At 35.4% G+C, this 19,181-nt stretch carries 25 protein-coding genes; 22 read left to right on the forward strand and 3 right to left on the reverse strand.

The window, feature by feature from the left end; translation table 11 throughout:
* The first annotated feature begins 809 nt into the window (after positions 1-809).
* The 7 genes from ACQW03_RS19720 to ACQW03_RS19750 all read left to right on the forward strand — a co-directional run bounded on the left by ACQW03_RS19720 (position 810) and on the right by ACQW03_RS19750 (position 6,412).
* Entirely contained in the window at positions 810-1,178 is a 369-nt protein-coding gene (locus tag ACQW03_RS19720) for a hypothetical protein (protein ID WP_165149845.1), read from the forward strand.
* 72 nt (positions 1,179-1,250) lie between these two features.
* Complete coding sequence (locus ACQW03_RS19725) at positions 1,251-1,940, forward strand: hypothetical protein (RefSeq protein WP_441951341.1); 690 nt, start codon at positions 1,251-1,253, stop codon at positions 1,938-1,940.
* Positions 1,941-2,087: 147 nt separating this feature from the next.
* Complete coding sequence (locus tag ACQW03_RS19730) at positions 2,088-2,675, forward strand: hypothetical protein (protein WP_441951343.1); 588 nt, start codon at positions 2,088-2,090, stop codon at positions 2,673-2,675.
* Positions 2,676-2,865: 190 nt separating this feature from the next.
* Positions 2,866-3,477, forward strand: coding sequence for a hypothetical protein (locus ACQW03_RS19735; protein ID WP_441951345.1), 612 nt, complete (start codon positions 2,866-2,868; stop codon positions 3,475-3,477).
* A gap of 160 nt (positions 3,478-3,637) precedes the next feature.
* The gene (locus tag ACQW03_RS19740; RefSeq protein ID WP_076157320.1) at positions 3,638-4,261 is read left to right on the forward strand and encodes a hypothetical protein; all 624 of its coding nucleotides are present in this window, start codon (positions 3,638-3,640) and stop codon (positions 4,259-4,261) included.
* A 174-nt stretch (positions 4,262-4,435) separates the two neighbouring features.
* Entirely contained in the window at positions 4,436-5,941 is a 1,506-nt protein-coding gene (locus ACQW03_RS19745; protein WP_010345207.1) for an RNA-directed DNA polymerase, read from the forward strand.
* Between the two features lie 246 nt (positions 5,942-6,187).
* On the forward strand, positions 6,188-6,412 hold the full coding sequence (locus tag ACQW03_RS19750) for a helix-turn-helix domain-containing protein (protein WP_010345209.1): 225 nt from the start codon (positions 6,188-6,190) through the stop codon (positions 6,410-6,412).
* Between the two features lie 265 nt (positions 6,413-6,677).
* Here ACQW03_RS19750 and ACQW03_RS19755 read toward each other — a convergent pair whose 3' ends face one another.
* Positions 6,678-6,965, reverse strand: a complete 288-nt coding sequence (locus ACQW03_RS19755) for a DUF6809 family protein (protein ID WP_404580601.1) — start codon at positions 6,963-6,965, stop codon at positions 6,678-6,680.
* A 154-nt stretch (positions 6,966-7,119) separates the two neighbouring features.
* On the opposite strand from ACQW03_RS19755, the gene ACQW03_RS19760 reads away from it, so the two are divergent.
* The 15 genes from ACQW03_RS19760 (at position 7,120) to ACQW03_RS19830 (ending at position 16,963) form a co-directional block, all read left to right on the forward strand.
* Positions 7,120-7,344: a helix-turn-helix domain-containing protein gene (locus ACQW03_RS19760; protein WP_010345211.1), complete on the forward strand. Its 225-nt coding sequence runs from the start codon at positions 7,120-7,122 to the stop codon at positions 7,342-7,344.
* A gap of 181 nt (positions 7,345-7,525) precedes the next feature.
* On the forward strand, positions 7,526-8,101 hold the full coding sequence (locus ACQW03_RS19765; protein WP_441951349.1) for a hypothetical protein: 576 nt from the start codon (positions 7,526-7,528) through the stop codon (positions 8,099-8,101).
* Between the two features lie 200 nt (positions 8,102-8,301).
* Positions 8,302-8,889, forward strand: a complete 588-nt coding sequence (locus ACQW03_RS19770) for a histidine phosphatase family protein (RefSeq protein WP_441951351.1) — start codon at positions 8,302-8,304, stop codon at positions 8,887-8,889.
* A gap of 303 nt (positions 8,890-9,192) precedes the next feature.
* A complete protein-coding gene (locus tag ACQW03_RS19775) occupies positions 9,193-9,864 on the forward strand; it encodes a DUF5677 domain-containing protein (protein WP_441951353.1) in 672 nt (223 codons plus the stop codon).
* Between the two features lie 989 nt (positions 9,865-10,853).
* The gene (locus ACQW03_RS19780; RefSeq protein WP_441951355.1) at positions 10,854-11,111 is read left to right on the forward strand and encodes a hypothetical protein; all 258 of its coding nucleotides are present in this window, start codon (positions 10,854-10,856) and stop codon (positions 11,109-11,111) included.
* Positions 11,101-11,283 carry a hypothetical protein gene (locus ACQW03_RS19785; RefSeq protein ID WP_441951356.1) on the forward strand — a complete coding sequence of 61 codons (183 nt, stop codon included), beginning with the start codon at positions 11,101-11,103 and terminating at the stop codon, positions 11,281-11,283. Before ACQW03_RS19780 ends, ACQW03_RS19785 begins: the two co-directional genes overlap by 11 nt.
* Before the next feature lie 221 nt (positions 11,284-11,504).
* The gene (locus ACQW03_RS19790; protein WP_441951358.1) at positions 11,505-11,894 is read left to right on the forward strand and encodes a hypothetical protein; all 390 of its coding nucleotides are present in this window, start codon (positions 11,505-11,507) and stop codon (positions 11,892-11,894) included.
* 316 nt (positions 11,895-12,210) lie between these two features.
* Entirely contained in the window at positions 12,211-12,660 is a 450-nt protein-coding gene (locus ACQW03_RS19795; RefSeq protein ID WP_441951360.1) for a GNAT family N-acetyltransferase, read from the forward strand.
* Positions 12,661-12,749: 89 nt separating this feature from the next.
* Positions 12,750-13,163 (forward strand): GNAT family N-acetyltransferase, encoded by a 414-nt coding sequence (locus ACQW03_RS19800; RefSeq protein ID WP_220029930.1) that lies wholly within the window; start codon positions 12,750-12,752, stop codon positions 13,161-13,163.
* Between the two features lie 157 nt (positions 13,164-13,320).
* Complete coding sequence (locus ACQW03_RS19805; protein WP_441951362.1) at positions 13,321-13,860, forward strand: DMP19 family protein; 540 nt, start codon at positions 13,321-13,323, stop codon at positions 13,858-13,860.
* A gap of 137 nt (positions 13,861-13,997) precedes the next feature.
* A complete protein-coding gene (locus ACQW03_RS19810; protein WP_441951364.1) occupies positions 13,998-14,447 on the forward strand; it encodes a hypothetical protein in 450 nt (149 codons plus the stop codon).
* A 110-nt stretch (positions 14,448-14,557) separates the two neighbouring features.
* The gene (locus tag ACQW03_RS19815; RefSeq protein WP_028542549.1) at positions 14,558-15,055 is read left to right on the forward strand and encodes a GNAT family N-acetyltransferase; all 498 of its coding nucleotides are present in this window, start codon (positions 14,558-14,560) and stop codon (positions 15,053-15,055) included.
* Positions 15,056-15,286: 231 nt separating this feature from the next.
* A complete protein-coding gene (locus tag ACQW03_RS19820) occupies positions 15,287-15,835 on the forward strand; it encodes a GNAT family N-acetyltransferase (protein WP_220029927.1) in 549 nt (182 codons plus the stop codon).
* A 24-nt stretch (positions 15,836-15,859) separates the two neighbouring features.
* Positions 15,860-16,315, forward strand: coding sequence for a DinB family protein (locus ACQW03_RS19825; protein WP_441951369.1), 456 nt, complete (start codon positions 15,860-15,862; stop codon positions 16,313-16,315).
* A gap of 21 nt (positions 16,316-16,336) precedes the next feature.
* Complete coding sequence (locus ACQW03_RS19830) at positions 16,337-16,963, forward strand: class I SAM-dependent methyltransferase (protein ID WP_071641967.1); 627 nt, start codon at positions 16,337-16,339, stop codon at positions 16,961-16,963.
* A 153-nt stretch (positions 16,964-17,116) separates the two neighbouring features.
* On the opposite strand, the gene ACQW03_RS19835 is transcribed toward ACQW03_RS19830, so the two are convergent.
* Positions 17,117-17,980 (reverse strand): sulfurtransferase, encoded by an 864-nt coding sequence (locus ACQW03_RS19835; RefSeq protein ID WP_104497131.1) that lies wholly within the window; start codon positions 17,978-17,980, stop codon positions 17,117-17,119.
* 75 nt (positions 17,981-18,055) lie between these two features.
* A complete protein-coding gene (locus ACQW03_RS19840) occupies positions 18,056-19,000 on the reverse strand; it encodes a DMT family transporter (protein ID WP_441951371.1) in 945 nt (314 codons plus the stop codon).
* Positions 19,001-19,181 lie beyond the last annotated feature (181 nt).

Below are 19,181 nucleotides of genomic sequence, written 5' to 3' on the forward strand. Positions count from 1 at the left end.
GCCGGAATAAGGAGAAAAGTGCAGGATTCACGAAGTTCGTGAATATGACGAAGAGAGCAATCTTTCGGAAGTTCGTAAATAATACGTTATGTGAAATCAGCATAAATAAAAGATAGAAAGAGTGGCATGAATGATTAGAAGTAGATATTTATTTCTGTCTAGTGGAGATAGGATTATAAAGATTGCTCGATCCAAGGATCACAAATATAAGTCTGTACCTAAACTGGCAAATGAGGATGTACTTGAGGTGATCTTATATTACAAAAATAAAGATAGGAAGCCACACCAATTGCTTATGGTTGGATTTGATAGATTTCATTTGGATTCCAATGGTAACTATGAAGAGACAGAGGCAGATAGGAAGAGAGCTTTTCATAATTTTTTTCTTTTGGAATACCTAGTATATTCGAAGAAGAAAATGATAGACCGTTATCTATACCTGTTGCTCCAATAATCCCAACCGATGATGAGAAAAGACTGTTATACAGTTACATAAATGAAAAGCTGCCTAACTTAGCAGCTGATGCCCCACATGTAGTAGAAAGTAAAATTAAAGCATCGAAAGAGAAGTATGAAGAGTTTAAAAAAATGGCAAAGAAATCAAAGAACAAGCGTAAGTAACTCGAAGAAGATGCTGACGTCACATAACATAATATTCAAGCTGCGGCTCCTAACGGAGCCTTGGTCTGCTGGTTGGATTTCGAGGAGGTGTTTCAGCAGACACATCCGACTTTGTCGGACGTCATGAATACAAGAACGTTATGTGAAATCAGCTAGGAATAAAAAAATTATATTTAGGAGCAAGTACTATGAAGCGAATTTACAAGCATATTGAAGAATACACAGATCAGGAAATAAAAGATATTTTAACTCGTCAAGAAGTAGAAGAACTTATATATTTACCACTTTCAGTTGGAATGTATCATCACAATTGGAAGTTTGCTCAAGATATATGTCTTAAATCAGCGCAACATGATAATCCAAATGTAAGAGCGAATTCTGTATTGGGATTAGCACATATAGCAAGAACTAAAAAACAGTTAGATAAAAGACTAGTAAAACCAATCATTTTGAAAGAATTAAAAAATAATATAGAACATAAAGGAATAATATTAGATGCTATAAGTGATATAAATTTATTTATGAAGTGGAAACTAGCAAGGAAGCATAATTATTAGTTGACTCGAAGAAGAGCTGACCTCACATAACATCGCATCTACGCTGCGGGCGTTGCCCTTGGTTCGCTAGAAGTGGAAAGCAGAGAAGCCGGGATCAGCTCACAACCCTGCGAGGCTAAGTCCGTTGGACCCGGCGCTTTGCGCCTTAAGCCTCTCGGATTCGTAGATACAAGAACGTTATCTGTAATGCTAAATACAAGAATAGGGAGTGAATGGATTTTGGAAAGTAATTTAGACGAAATTAAAGGAAAAGTTAATAAGGCGCTACTGAAGTTATACGAGAAAGATAAGTACTTAATTAAAAATGATTTGAATGAACGAACAATCGCGCATAAATTTTCTAATTATATTCAAGAAGAATTTAATGAATTTGATGTTGACTGTGAATATAACAAAAATGTTGATGAAGCCGAGGGAAACAAGAATATTTATTTTTTAAAACAGGAGTATTTAGAATTGAATAAAAATTTCAAAGAAACTGTTAGCATAGATAATATAGAATATGTAAGGATGTCAATTTATCCAGATATCATAATACATAAAAGAGGAAGTAACCTACAAAACCTGTTAATCATTGGAATCAAAAAATCTACAAATAGAGAGGATAGAAATTTCGATTTCAGTAAATTAAAGTGTTATACGGATACCTCACGACATAACAAATTGGGTTATGCTTGGGGGTTATTTGTTGAATTCAAAACCAAGTGCTCTACGCCTCCAATGCCTGAACTAATATGGTATAAAAATGGGGAAATAATTTAAGAGGAGGCACTACAGATAACATAATATTCACGCTGCGGACATTCGTCCTTGGTCCAGCGTTCGCCGGACACCCAGCATACGCTGGGTCGTGAATACAGAAACGTTATAGGAAATCAGCGAGTTTGAATAAAAGATGGAGGAATATTTATGAATTCATGGGCAACTCAATATGCTGCTACAATCAGCCTTGTTAATACTTTAGGGATGATTATATTAACAGCTGTATATGTTTTCTTTACAATTAAAATTCAAAGGGCAAATATGAAAGTAGTTGAACAAAATGAAATAGTCAGAAAAGAAAATAATATGCCAGTCATTATTGTTTATTTTGAGATGACTATTTTCAATATGCTAGATCTTCACATTAAGAACATCGGGAAAAGTCCTGCTAAAAATATACTAGTAAAATTAGTATCCCTCAATGACACAAGTAAAGTTAAGTACTTAGATAAGGCTGCATTTATTGATAAAGAAATAGCGTTATTGGCTCCTGAGCAGTATTTAAGATCATCTGTTGGATCATTAATTGAGTTGAAAAATGAAAATGGCGATTATCCAAAATATAGAGTAAGCATTATATATAAAGATTTGGAAAACAATGAATATGAGCAACATTATATAATTGATGCAAATATGTATAAAGGAACAACACAAGCTGTTGTTAAAAACCTACATGATTTAACAAAAGAAGTTGAAAAAATTGAGTCGCATATTGAAAAGATGACTAGATTATAATTAATGAGGTTTTGAATGCAAATTCAAGAAGGTGCTGACATCCTATAACATTATATTCACGCATCGGGCATATGCCCTCGGTCCGGTAGAGGAATTTTGGGAAGGCAGAGGCAACCGGACACACCCAGCATTCGCTGGGCGTCGTGAATACGGGAACGTTAGCTGAAACCATTAAATAAGAGGTGAGTACATGAAAGTTTATAATTATAGCTTTGAGAAAGAGCTGAATAATTTCAAGATGTATTGTAAATTGACTGAAAATCAATTAGAAAATTTAAAACATGAATTGAAGAAAAACAATGTGAGAGAAGAAAACTTTCTAAATTGGTTATTGCTTAATAATAAATATTCAGATGAATTTCCTCAAATATTAAGAAACTCGCTACTTGTTTCATTGTATGCATTCTTTGAGAACCAACTTGCATTAATTTGTGATTACTATAAACAACAAAAAAACATTGTAATTTCAGTTGCTGATTTAAAAGGGGCTGGTATTGAAAGAGCGAAAAATTATATGAAAAAAGTTATTCAGAGTAATTTTCCGGAAACTACTGATGAATGGAAAACAATAAAGAACTGTGCTCTTGTTAGAAATTGCATAGTTCATTGTGGCGGAGATGTTGAACTATTTTCTCGAACCATAGATTTGAGAAAATCAATTAATAGCTTGGGGAAGAGTATTTTCGAAACGGGAAGAAACAAAATATATATATGCAAAGAATTCATAAGTGAAATAATAATTGCAATGGAAAAGATACTAACAGACTTACATATTGACTTAAAGAAGTTTAAGGAAGCTTAGTTAATTCAATAAATAAAATGGCATCAGCTAACATAATATTCACGCATCGGACATTCATCCTTGGTCCGGCAGGAGCCGGACAACCTAGCATTCGCTAGGTTCGTGAATACAGGAACGTTAGGTAAAATTCACAAGAAAACTATATGTTGGAGGCAATTTCATGGGAGAATTATTTAAAAGAAATTCGGACATTAACAAAAATGCTTATCCTAACTGGAGAAGAAGCGATTATTCAAGTTGGGAATTCAAAACTTATTCTGAGATGTATAAAAAATGTGGTGATCTACTAATAAGTTCTATTGGAAGTAATATTACAAAGCAAGCTGATGAAGCGATTATTCCAAGCATTTTTCTGTATCGTCATTCAACGGAGTTGATTTTGAAGGCTATTCTTTTGACACATTATTTAATGGATCAGAGTATGAAAAGAGAGAAAATTCAAGAAAAATTAAAAGGACACAGTTTAAAATCTTTGTGGAATAAAACAGAAAACATACTTCATGAATATTTGAGTAAAGCTATTAAAAAAGATAAATCCCCACTTGTATTGATGAAGACTGTTATTGAAGACTTGGACAGCATTGATTCGTCTTCTATGATGTTTAGATACCCTTTTGATGATAAATATGAGAAAGCACAAATGATAGGAGATAAAGAACACAATTACGGTATTGATTATGAACATCTAAAACTAACTTTTAATGAAGCATATAATTATTATGAAAGCTGTTTTTATACTATTTTTAACAAGTATGAAAATTTAGATACTATACCAATCTTGTAAGTATACCCGTTGGGGGGTGAACATCACCTAACATAATATTCACGCTGCGGGCATACGCCCTTGGCCCGGCATTCGCCGGACACTCAGCATACGCTGAGTCGTGAATACAGGAACGTTATACGACAGAATCACAAAAAAATATAAGATTACTTACAAAATGAACGGAGTAACACAATGAAATTAACAATGTATAATTTACTTAAATGCGGTTTTTTTTCAGATAATCTGCCATCTAAGATATTCACAAGTATAGAGTTAGCAGATTTTATAAAAAGTCATCCAGCTACAGTAAGTTCAAACTTAACTAATTTAAAATCTAAAAAGATTGATTTCACCCCTTGTTTGTTTATTTCAAGTTATAAAAGCGATCTTGAAAGAAGAATCATAGCTCTTCCCCATATAGATTTGTATTCTATATTGTGTGAAAACATTGAAAAGCACAGATTAGTTATAGAAAATAAGTTTAAACAAAATGAACACTCATATTCCAATATTATTTTGCCAAATCAGGTAAAAGGCTACAATGTTTTTTCAAGATTTATGAAAAATTATTATGATAGAACAATTTATTCTGCTGGTTATAAGTATCTTTTGAATATTGATCTAAGCAAATGCTATGAGAATATTTATACACATAGTTTAACTTGGGCCTTGTATGGTAAGGAAGATTCGAAAAACGAACTAAAAAAATCACCGAAACAAAGAGATACTAAGTATTTGGGCTATGATGAATTTGATAAATTAATCAGGTCTATAAATAACAATGAAACTAAGGGCATCCCGACAGGTCCTCTGAGTTCCCGAATAGTGTCGGAGATTATCTTGTCATCTATTGATGAAATATTGGATCAGGAAGGATATCATTTCAAACGTTATGTAGATGATTATAATTTTTATTTTCGTAATGAAAGCGAGATTAATGAGTTTATACCTCATTTTCAGAATATCCTGTATGATTATAAACTGCATATAAATACAGAAAAAACTGAAATTAATAAGTATCCATATCAACTGAATCAGGACTTTGTCAAAGTTTTAAGAGAGCATGATTTCTCTAAAGATGGATATTTGAAATATATTGAAAAAATGATAGAACTACATCAGAATAATAACAAAGGAGTTTTAAAGTATGGACTAAAAATCTTGAGTAGCCATAATATTGCTAATAAAGAGAAAGGACTTGTTTTTTCTCATTTAGTGAATATAATTCTTACATTTCCTAACATGGCGGAATATGTACATAATATAATTCTAAAAAATAATTTTGCTTTTGATAAAAGTATACAACGTAATATAAATGATATATTGGAAAGTTGTCTTAAGTACAAGCATGAACTTGAAACTATATGGTTAATTGCGGTCATGTGTTCTCTCGATATGAATATTGAAATCAATAATCTTGTAAGTATTATCAATTATTCCGAGCCGCTCTCTACGATAATGGCTCTAGATTATATTGAAAAGAAAAAATTAAACAGAGAAAGTAAAATTCAGACTTGTATCAATGATTTGAAAAGAAGATTAAGTAATGAATCTATTTATGGGGATAAGTGGTTATTGATATACGAAATTAATAGAAACAATTGGATTAAAGGGTTGAAGCAGATACTAAATCAAAGTTTACTGTTGAAAGATGCCTTAAATAATGATGTGCGCTTTTACTTAAGTCCTATTAATTGAATAGATCTTATACACGACGTAAGCTCAGTATAGAATAATTCTAAACAACGTACTTATAAGTGTATCTTCTGATGATTTTAATGTATTAATCATATGTTGTTCCTCCACTGGTTAACTATATAGAGTTATTGTATAACCCTATATAGTTAATTTTAAGGTGCATATTTGACTTGATAAAGTTAAAACTTCGCTTTTCGTTGATGATTGCTGGTATGCAAGATAAGATAGAATTATGGAGGGGAAAAGATGAACGTAATCAAGTGCAATATACGAGAACTCATGGCAGAGCATCGAATAGATGATATAACAGAATTGATGGCTAAATCGGGCTTAAGTCGGAATTCAATCAACAAGCTGTATAGGGAAACGAATATAGAAACAACAAAATTGGAAACCTTATTCAAGCTATGCGATACATTTAACTGCAAATTATCAGATTTAATTGAATATGTACCTGAAGAAAACCAATAGTTAAGGCAGATTAGAGAAGCGATGTACAGCGGTAGTAAAGGCGGAACTACTGGTTGTGGAACGAATACCAATGAACATTCTGATTATTGTGTAAACATTAGTGCTAAAAATGGTTGTAAGAACTAGAATAGTTAAAACATCAACTGTCCTTTGGAGAATCTTAGGGCAGTTAATGTTTTTTGAATAATTTTAGATTTGTTTTGTAAGATTTTAAAGTTCTCATGTGTTTAATAGCTTAGTAATAACAAGAGGATCTTACGACCCTCTACATACCAAAATTTTGAAATTCACTAAAGAGTTGCAGAGCATCTTTGAAACCTTGTATGTAGATACTTCGTTCTAGGATGGATTGAAGAGAAATTTGAGCGTCTTCGTAAAGAAAAACCGTATGTTGAAGTTGATCGGGTAAAGCTTCACGAAGTTTTTTAAAATATTGATCTGTCTCCGAAGAAAGCTGATTGTACTCCTTATGATACTCTAGAAGCTCAGTATAGAGTAATTCTAAACGTATTCTTATAAGTGGCTCTGCTAATGATTCTAATGTATTAATCATATGTTATTCCTCCTCTTGTTAACTTTATAGAGTTATTATATAACTCTATAAAGTTAAATGCAAGGTAAATATTTGACTTGATAGAGTTAAAACTTCGCCTTTCGTTGATGATTGCTGGTATGGAAGATAAGATAGAATTATGGAGGGGCAAAAGATGAACGTAATCAAGTGTAATATAAGAGAACTCATGGCAGAATATCGAATAGATGATATAACAGAATTGATGGCTAAATCGGGATTGAGTCGGAATTCAATCAACAAGCTATATAGGGAAACGAATATAGAAACAACAAAGCTGGAAACCTTATTTAAGCTATGCGATACATTTAATTGCAAATTATCTGATTTGATCGAATATGTACCTGAAGAAAACCAATAGTGAAGGCAGATTCGAGAAGTGATACCGTCGTATAACATAATATTCAAGCTGCGGCTCCGTTGGAGCCTGGGTCTGTTGGATAGATTTCGAAGATGAATTTCCGCAGACAACCCCTTTGGGGTTCATGAATACAGAAACGTTATACGACAGTACGGAGAAATTAATAAAACAGGAGGTCATAATGATGGGAATCTTTAAAGAATTTGAGGCGAAGAAGGCTGCAGGAGAAGAATTATCTTTAGACGATCTTACGCAAGAAGATCTCAAAACGATGTTTATAGATGAGCAGAAACCAGATTATATGATATCTCAGCTATTTGATGTAAAAGAATCGAAAATTACATATAGACGAAGAAAATATGGAATTACTATTAGGAACTCGATACTTGATGATTATTTACTTGTTAAAACCGAACATGCAAAAGAAATGAATGATAGAGTAAAAGCTGAACTTTTAGTTGAAGAAAACTTAACAATGATTGCCAAAGCACTTACACATTTTGCTTTTAGAAATGGTCCTGTTGAAGATATGCATGCAAATCCAAATAATCAACTCTCTGAAACTGATATGGAGACTTTAAATAAATTCATGGTGAATAGAATAGCGTACATTTTTAAATTAATTATTGAAGAGCGATGGATTGAACTTGATTTTTTGATAAGGAATACAGATCGATGGTACGGTCACGGGTGGGATAATGCTATACCTGATGACGGGGATACAAGAAAAATAATTGAGTCAATGTTAAAGAAGTAATAAAAGACTTGTGGGTGATTGAAGGCACCGTCGTATAACATAACATTCAAGCTACGGCTCCTACGGAGCCTGGGTCTGCAAGATGGATCTCGGAGAGGCATATCAGCAGACAACCCCTTAGGGGTTCGTGAATACGAGAACGTTAGATGAAAGATCGGCAGTATCCTAAAAACATAAAATGAAATGAAAGAGGAACAAGTATGACATTGATAGGACTTATAAGACATGGAGTAACAGATTGGAATTATGAATACAGGGCACAGGGACAAGTCGATATACCTTTAAATGATGAGGGACGAAGACAAGCTGAATTACTATCTAAGAGAATGGAGAACGAGGAGTGGGATTATATTTATTCAAGTGACTTATCAAGAGCACTCGAAACAGCAGAAATTATAGGAAGGATTAAGAATGTTGAAGTGAAAACTGACCCACGATTAAGAGAAATGAACTGCGGTCTTATTGAGGGAACAACTGAACAAGATAGAGTTAGTAAGTGGGGATACGGATGGTCCAAACTAGATCTTGGTATAGAACCAAACGCTGAGATAATCACAAGAGGAATGAAATGCCTAATGGACATTTCTGAAAGACATCACGACAAAAAAATATTGATAATAAGTCATGGAGCACTAATTGGACTGACTTTAAAGAAACTAATTCCGCACATCGATACAGAAGAACACCTCCATAATACATCGGTAACAATTTTAAATAAAGACCAATTCAGATGGGATTGTGAACTATATAATTGTATTACTCACTTAAACGTTGAATATTATGAATAGCAAATTCGAAGAAGGCCAATCAATCATCTAACATTGTATTCACGCAGCGGGGCTATCGGCCCTTGGTTGACAGATGTATAATCATGGAGGAAGCTCAGTCAACAAACGCCCAAGCCTAAGATAAGAGTTATCTAAGGATTGGGCGTTTCGTGAATATCAGAACGTTAGTCGAAATTATTCTTAAGGAGTGTGAAATATGTATATCAAAGAAGTCGTGAATGAAATGGAGATACGTCACTCAAAATCATTGGAAGCTCACAAATTAATGGTTTAGAGCTAGATAAGTATTTATTAGGTGGTGAAGTGCCAAATAACTTGCTCTCGCATGTATCACTTTATTTTCTTGCGAAATTTCATAAATCAATGCTTTCGTTTCGTCTATTAGTAGTTTCAGGATTTAATGAGGACGCAAGCATCATTTTTAGAACAATGGTCGAAATTGCAATTATTATTACCTACATATCAAACGACCCAGACAAAAGAATAAACAGATTCATTGAATACAAACATATAGCAGAGTATCGGTTACTTCAAACGATTGAGAAACACTATACCAATTCTAATATAGATGAACAACGTCGTAATAAAATTAAAGAGGACTATGAAGCGAATAAAAGCAATTACAAGAATAAAGCTCAATGGTCTGAACTTTCTATTGCAGATATGGCTAAGGACGTAGGGATGGATTTTTGGTATGAAGCAGTTTATAAACTTGATTCAAGTTATGTCCACTCTAATATAACTGCGACTAAAGGTTTTATGTTTGATGACAATGATGAATTGTTGGTGGCCGTAGGACCTTTGAGCTTTTCAGCAACTGATATTTTGTCTAAATCATGTGAACTTTCAAGGATAGTTTTATACATTTCATTAAAAAACATGAATTTAAGTACAGACAGATTGTTGGAACAATGGGAAGAATGCCAAAGATTAATTCGAGAAGAATTTGAAAGTGTACGCAAAGAAGCAGAATAACTTCGACTAACATAATATTCACGCTGCGGGCATACGCCCTGGGTCCGGCATTCGCCGGACACCCAACATTCGTTGGGTCGTGAATACAGGAACGTTATCAGAAAGTCGGGTAAATACTTAATAGTAGGAGTGAGAAGGTATTCAGACGTTTTTATTATACGCCCCATTAATTTCGATGTTTATTACTTTTGCATCCGGTTTTTTAGGAATTATTTATGGATATCAAAGTTATAAAATTCAACGTAGATTTAACTATAAAGAAAGACAATTAAATGAATTATATTCGCCAATCCTAGCTAGTATAAAAGAAATTAACGCAAAATTCTCAGCTATCATTAATGTGCTTGATATTCTTGAAGAAGAAAATAAAGATAAAATTAAAGAATGGAAAAGAACTGGTTCAATTGAAGGTCTTTTGAATGGTATAAAGGGTCAGTATTGTATAATGCAAAAATCGTTGAGGAAGAAATATTACCGATTTATAGGAAAATATTGGATATATTAACGACAAATTATTCTTTAGCTGATGATGATACTATTGAATTCTATGATAAATTGATTGATTACATAGAATTTGAATATAGATGTATTAACACAGAAATACCAAAAGAATTATATATCAAGCTAAAAACTCAAAGTGAAAGGTTACATGTTTTCTCAAGATTTGAATTGCATGTTGAGCAAAAGGTCTCATTACTTAAAAGAAATATTCTAAATAAAAGATAAATTTAAGTGATGCATTTCAGAGAAGACTCGACCTTCTGAAACAAAATATTCCTGCATCGTCGCATTCGCTCCTTGGTCGCCAGAGGAATTTCGAAGAAGTGGAATCAGGCAACACAGTCAACCGGCTAAGTCTGATGACTCGTTCCCTTCGGTCACTTAAGCCGCTTGAACGTCAGGAATGCGCGAACGTTATATGAAATCGGCGGCATATGTTAAAAATGATAAAAAGAAGATTTGGGACGAATTTGTTGGAGGTAGAACACATGAAATGGCAAGAAGTTAGAGAACTGTTCCCTGACCAATTTGTTCTGGTTTCTATAATTAATTATCATGAGGAAGATAACAAAAAAATAGTAGATGAAGTTGCACCGATTCGAATAATATCAAAACAAGATGCGAATAAAGAGGTTTTGCAAGTAAAGCCTGGAAATATGGTGTACCATACATCAAATCAAGACTTTGTGATTCACCTCCGCAGAGATCCATTAATGAGAGTGAGACGTAATACTAATGAAAATTAACTATGATGGTCAGTTAATTACAACGTCACTTACCATTACATTTAGAGGGAGAGCATTGAGAATAGATGATGTAATTATAGATACAGGATCTTCACATACTATAATTAGTCCTGATATTTTAGAGGAAATCGGTGTGACTTGCGAAACAGGGGATTCTTTTGAAAAAGAATAAGTGAAGTAAAATTGAGGATATCGCCGAATCATATAGCAATGCATATAAGCTATGGGCTTTTGCCTCTTGGTTAAAGGTGTCAAGCACAGAAGCATATCCAGATAACATACGACCTGACCTATGATAAGAGCTATCTAAGGTCAGGTCACGTCATAGATGCTGAAACGTTAGATGAAAGCACCCAAATAAATAAAACCATCTAAAAAGGATGCAAAGAAAAAATGATAAAATCTATTAGTATTGATGAATGGAATGGGACCACATTCAATGAAGAAATGGTTATGAATCCTACATGGGCAGACACTTTAAGTTTTTTAAGAAAACTCGACGGAGATAAATTTACATTAGTTTTTTTTGAGGTATCAGACACAGATTCAGCATTAGTTGGAGGCGGACCGCAATATTTCATAGTGTCTATTACAATTGATGATAATATATATACTCTTATGAACGATAAACAGGGAAACAGTGAAATTCTTCTGGTTGCTGGTGGTCAGTTAGGCAATTATTGTGATAACATTTGTATAGAATTAATCCCCATGCTTGAAGTAATAAAGTATTATTATGAAACTGGAAAACTACTCGAAACACATAAATGGAAACAAGAATAATAAATACTTTGAATGTAACTCGAAAAAGTAAGTGACATACATCATCTAACATCGCATTCAACTCAGTGGGCCGGGACAAGCCCGACCCTTGGTCCAAAAAGAGGCATTGGGAGGAGTGGATTCACCGGACACATTTAACCGGCTAAGTGGCAGAGCCATCCAGCATTACGTGCCTTGTCCATTGCCGAAAGTAGATTCTAGAAGTGATTCCGTCGTATAACATAATATTCAAGTGGAGGCTCCGTTGGATGGATTTCGAGGAGGAATTTCAGCAGACAACCCCTGAAAAAATAAAAAGACAATGGAGGTATGTTGGGTGCTGACATTAGAAAAAGCTAGAAAAAATGATGCACAAAGACTTGCTGAAATACAAAAGGCCAGTTTTGAGGATGAATCAAAGCATTTTAAGAATAACGAAACCGTTGGGCCAATAGGATATGACTCCATAAGTTGGCAAGAAGAGATGATGCAAAATTGCGAATATTTCAAGGTACTCTTTAATGGAGAAATAATCGGGGGAGCTATGATATTTGTAGAATGTAATCAAGTGCATAATCTAGGAAGAATCTTTATTGATCCAAATTTTAAAAATCAAGGAATCGGAACGAAGGTGATGGAGAAAATTGAAAGTAAATTTCCAGACAGCACTGAATGGTGGCTGGATACTCCTAGCTGGAGTGTGAAGAATCATCACTTCTATTCAAAGTGTGGGTTTACTAAAGTTAGAGAAGAAGGTGGCTTATACATTTTTAAAAAGACTTTATAAACTTATGTAATGTACAAACGCTATGAGACATCAGTGCTAAGTGTTACCAAGAAGATATTCAATGAAAAGAGTGAAAGGGAGGATTTACAATGAAGATTGATTTTGCGATTGAATCAGATTATGAGTATATCTCGTTAAGAGACAAACACATACATAAGACACTTATAAGACCAAAAATAAAAGAAAATGAAATTCTAATCATTAGAGAATCCAATCAAGAAATAGGTTGGATGAGATACGGATTTTTTTGGGACAACACACCATTTATGAATATGATATGGATAGATGAGGAGTATAGAGGAACAGGTATTGGTAAAAAAGTTGTCCACTATTGGGAAGAATTAATGAAACAAAAAGGATTTGAAATGGTCATGACCTCAACACAGTCAAATGAAGGAGCCCAACATTTTTATAGAAAGCTTGGATATAGAGATGCTGGATGTTTAATGCTTGAGAACGAACCTCTGGAAATAATACTGACAAAGAAGTTGAACCAAAATTAACGTTGAGGAAATCAATGAAGGAAGTGACATTTAAAAAATATAATATTCAAGCTGCGTCTCTAATGGAGCCTTTGCAGACAACCCCTTTGGGTTCAGGAATACAGAAACGTTAGATGAAAACATGCAAAACTAAAACTATGAAATCAAGGTGAATATGATGAGTACCCTAAATCATGTTGTAAAGCTACTAATTCCGCCCCATAACAACTTTTCGGCTACAGATCTTGTGGAACACATGGGTAGTGTTATCTACGGAGAAGAGGCTAGCTCAATAAGAGACATGATTTATGAGGTACCTGAATCTTTGAGGACTATTATTTTATTAATAGATTTTGATACAGAATTATCAATGAATGGAGTCTTCGGGTTTATGGAAAATTCCACTGGAAAGTACTTGAATGAAACAATTGCTGCTTTAAAGCTAATTAAAGCGGAAAAAGATTCGTCTATTATGGAGGAGATAAAAGAGCTTATTGAAGGTGTTAATTTTAATGGGCAAATAAAATTAGAACCATATCAAGTTACAACATTTGAAGAGAGACATGACATTAATGAAAGGCTACTTGAAAGAATTGAAGAGTTGGCTGATGGACTGTATATATATTCAATAGATAGAGATATTTTTGCCTACTTAATTGGTTATCTTTCTGACAACTGGATTGTATTGTTGAAAAAGCTTAAGGATGTCTGTAAGTAACTCGCAGAAGTGCGTGGTATCATCTAACCCGGCATGCGCTGGGCGTCTTGAATACATCCTCGGTCCGGTAAGAAAATAAACAGTTGATAGGAAGATGCGGATTTCATTTAAATTAAATACGGTATGGAAGTGAATTGATGGAGGGACCAATCATAACTTGTATGAGTATAGGCGTTTATGCTCATGCACTTACAAGAGGTAATAAATACATCGTAAAAAAAGAAGATGGGGACAAGTATAGAATTATTGGAAACCATGGAAAAGCAGTTTGGATATCAAAAGCTCATTTTATTGAAGGAAATATAGAAGTGCCCTTTTTAGAAAGATGGAAGTTTGATGATGATCCAAAGGAGTTTGATTTGGTGGAGGTGACCCTTACTTTTTCGGATGGAAGTGAACGATGGAGTTTGGTGACAACCCCTCAAAAATTAGTAAATCACTTTGGAAAAGAAATGGAAATACCAGGATTTAATATTAAACATCTAATTATAACGAAAACAATAGACCACGACGATATTGAAAAAATATTAAAATATTTAGAGGCCAATGATGAATTAACAGAAGCAAGCAGAGCGTTGGAATGTTGATTTGGAGAGAGCAGAGGAACCGCATAACACAATATTCATGCTTCGGCTCTTATGGAAAATATAGAAACGTTAGGTGAAACCTTTGAGAATCTAGAAATGAGGTAACTTCAATGATGCAATACAGAATCCGACCAATAATAGAAGATGATGTATTTTTTTTATGGGAGATGTTATATGAATCATTATTTGTCCCAGAAGGTCAAGAGCCATTCGATAAAGCGATAATAAAAGACCCTTATATATCAAAGTATATTGAAGGTTGGGGAAGAGAGGGGGATTTTGGATTTATAGCAATGAACCATGAGGGTGAACCCGTCGGATCAATAACAGTTCGATATTTTAACGAGGATAATAAGGGATTTGGATTTATTGATAATGATGTACCCGAACTAGGAATGGCTTTGTTAAAAGAATACAGGGGAAGAAAAATCGGAATGGCCTTAATGGATGAATTATTTAAAGAAGCTAGGAAGAGGAATATAAAAAAATTATCCCTCAGTGTTGATCCGAGCAATGCAGCGGCAATGAAACTCTACGAGAGATTCGGATTTAAAGAAGTTGGGAAAGTTGATTCATCAATCACGATGGTTGTCGATTTAAGAAGTTAAAATACAGTAGTAATAGGGATTATTTTAAGGAACTCAAAAGAAATCAAGGGTATCGCCTAACATCATATTCAAGCAGCGGCTCCTTAAGGATTCTGAGTGCACCCAAACAATCTAAAACTCGGGAGTCAAGGGTTGAAAAATGTATGCAGAAAATTCTCAATGGAGAGGGTTTAAATGATCGTTAAAAGTAATTCAGGCAAAGGCTAAATAAACGTATCAGAGGCGATAATTATGATAGATTTAGAGTCAGAAAGATTACTTATAAGAAATTTTCGATCTGATGATTGGAATGATCTACATGATTACTTATCAATAGAAGAAGTATTGAAGTATGAACCTGGGGAAGTTTGTAATGAGGAAGATTGTAAGCAGATGACATTGGAACGATCGCAAAGCAATATTTTTATGGCAGTTGTATTAAGAGAAAACAATAAAATGATAGGACACATTTATTTTAATCAAACCGTACCGTTTGAGTTTTTAACATGGGAAATAGGATACATATTCAACCCAAGATACTATGGAAATGGATATGCTACTGAGGCAAGTAGAAGAGTATTGCAATATGGATTTGAAGAGTTAAAGGCTCATCGGATTATTGCGATGTGTAATCCAGAAAACGCTTCATCGTGGAGATTATTGGAGCGCTTGTTGATGCGAAAAGAAGGTCACCATATGAAGAAAGCATTTTTTTATAAAACGGAAGAAGCACAACCCATTTGGCATAATGCATATCAATATGCGATTTTAGCAGATGAATGGCAAAGGAACAATGAATAATTTGAAAAAAAGGGGTGTGATACCATGAATGAGAAGTCACGGTTACTAGAGGAGTTCAAAGAATGGATCCGTTTTGTTTCTGAGATTCGTGAAATGGATTGGCAAATAACGATTGCTGAAGGTAAATGGTCAGTTCAGGATATCGTAAGTCATATACTACTGTGGGATAAATACTTTTTTGAAGCAGCAATAAGTCCCATATTGAACAATAAACCTTTGACATTAACACATATGGATTTTGTACAATTTAATCAGGATGCTATTGAATATGGAAAAACAAAAACGAAAGAAGAATTAATTAAAATGACTATTCAGTACCGTAACATGATATTGGAGAGTATAGAGAGTTTTGAAGACGACAAGTTTACTAAAGAATATGCTGACGGGAAGTTTACTGTAATATCATATTTAAGAGATTTTATCTGGCATGATCAACATCATATCAGACAGATTGATGAACTTAAAAGAAAAGCTATGTGAGTATATAGGCGGGTGAATCATATGGGGGATTATTGGAACAAAAGATTTACTGAAGAAGGGATGATTTGGGGTTGTGAACCAAGTCAAACTGTAACCCAAGCTATAGATTTGTTCAAAAAGAATCATGTACATGATATTTTGGTTCCTGGTGCTGGATATGGAAGAAATACGAAGGCGTTCTCTTCTTATTTTCAGGTTGATGGAATTGAGATATCTAGTTCAGCTATAGATCTAGCAAAAGAATGGGACTTAAAAACGAATTTTATTCAAGAATCGGTATTAGAGTTTAGTACATGCCAAAGGTATGATGGAATATATTGTTATGATTTATTGCATTTATTTTTGTTAGAAGACCGAAAAAAACTGATACAGAATTGCGTGAAGCATTTGAAGGAATTGGGAGTAATGTATTTCACATGCTTTTCTGATTGTGATTTTAATAATGGTGTGGGTAGGGAAATTGAAGAAGGAACATATGAATACAAGAAAGGTAAATATGCTCACTTCTTTACTGAAGAAGATTTAAAAGGACATTTTAATGATTTGAATATATTAGAAACGGGTTCCATAAGAGAGACTCTGATATATGCAGAAAAACAACAGAAAAAATATGAATTAAGATATATATTTGTTCAAAAGATTGGATAGCTATTCAAAAAAGCAAGCAACTTCAACTACATCGTTTTATTGCTTCACTCAGCTCAAGTTGTTTTTTTAAACAAAGCAAATACACCGCCGTAAGCCTAATCGCTAGGACGGTGTATCTGTCTTTAGAACCACTGTATATCCGTTGAAAACTTTTTATTCCTCTCCGGTCGCCACCGGATTTTCCTCATAACTGATCCAGTCGCTCCAGCTTCCCGGATATAAACGGACCTTACTAAATCCAGCTTCATTTAGGGCCAGTACATTGGGACAGGCGGATACGCCAGAACCGCAATACACGATAATTTCTGCGTTTGGATCAAGGTCGGCAAAGTGCTGCTGCAATTGTTCCGCATTTTTAAAGCTGCCTTTTTCGTCCAATACTTCTTTCCAAAAGTAATTCACCGCACCGGGGATATGCCCCGCAGCTTGATCTATGGGCTCTTCCAGTCCCAGGTAGCGCGGCCGCTCTCTGGAGTCGATCAATATAGGTGAAAAACCGATATAGGAGCCAACAGGAACAGAACCTTCGGATACACGTTGCACTTCTTGCATATTCGTGAGCATTTGTGGCTGTACATTCGGTGTGAATGTACTTGGAATGCGAATTGGCTGGTCTGCCGTAACCGGGAACTTCGCTTCCTTCCAAGCGCTGTAGCCCTCTTCCAGCACATATACCTGCTTATGCCCGAGATAGCGCAGGAGCCACCAGAAGCGGGAAGCCATCATACCGCCTTGGTCATCATAAGCGACGATGCGTGAAGATGCGTTGATCCCGGCACGACTCAGACGTGCGGCAAGTGTATCCGCATCAGGTAATGGATGGCGACCACCATGCTCATCAAGAGGAGCAGTAAGGTCTTCTTCCAAATCGAAGTGAACCGCCCCTGGAATATGGTCTTCATTAAATTGAGTCCGTCCAGCCCCGGCTTGTCCGAGCAGGGAACGGCAGTCGGCAATGATCATGTCCGGCTCATACAATCGGGCCAGCAGCCAGCGTTTGGATACGATGGATTTCATAGAGGATTCCGCCTTCCTTTATTTAACAGTAAATTTAATCCATTGAGTATGGTTTATGAAAATGGGGTAAATAAGTTAAGAGCTGGCCTTCAGGGGATGCTCAGTGTCGGGCAACTCACTTTGGTGGATGACTTTCTTTTTAAAATCCGCTCCGTATCGGATAAAAATCCATACCCCGAACAGGATGAAAAAGCCTGCACCAAATTGTAAAGTAGACAGCCTTTCCCCGAGCAGCATCCAAGCTAGCAGGGAAGAAATAACGGGTTCGCCGAGTACCGCCATTGACACCGCGGTGGCGTTAATGTATTTGAGTAGCCAGTTAAACAGGTAATGTCCGAACAGCGTAGGCACAATGGCAAGCAGCAGGAATAGTCCCCATTCCCGTGGAGCGTATCCGGTAAAAGGAATGGCATTGACCACATTATACAGCGCAAGTGAGGTGGCTGCGATGGCGGAAACCCAAAAATTATACACAAACGCGCTCAAATGCTCGCGCAGATGCTTGCCCATCAGCATATGGATGGACACGGCTACCATACCCAAGAAGGACAGTGCATCCCCGAGCAGGGCTTGTCCCGATACGTGGAAGTCTCCAGCTCCGATGGCCAGTGAGCCGATAAAAGCCATACCCATTCCAATGAGCATAGCGCGGTTCGTGCCCGTCCGGAAAAACAAAAAAGAACCGAGCATGACAAGGATCGGCTCCAATGTCATAATAACGGTAGAGCTTGCAACGGTGGTTAGTCGCAGTGAGCCCATCCAGAGCAAGAAATGTAGCCCTAGCGCAATGCCGGACCAGAGGATCAGCATCCACTGCTTGCGGGTCAGGCTAAACAGCTCAGTGCGGTATTTCCAGACTAAGGGCAGCATGATCAGATTGGTTAGGTACAAACGGTACATAGCGATGACGGACACCTCGGCTTCAGACCATCTTACGAAGATCGAGGAGAACGAAATAGCGATAATACCTATGATGTACAATAATTCAAAGGAAAACGACGGTTTGTGTGCTTGATTCATGTGGCAGCTCCATCCGTATGGAAGAAAGTAAATACGTCTATGTTCCTTCCATCGGTATCTCAAAAAATTAGGTTTAATACTGCCCATTATACCGTACCTGACATTCCCGTGGTATTAGGATTTTGCAAAATCCTGAGAATATTATAAATGGGAGCAGGAGGTAGGATTTTAAGTGAGATGC

It is taken from the genome of Paenibacillus sp. DRB1-1, assembly GCF_052119485.1.
GTDB lineage: Bacteria > Bacillota > Bacilli > Paenibacillales > Paenibacillaceae > Paenibacillus > Paenibacillus polymyxa_B.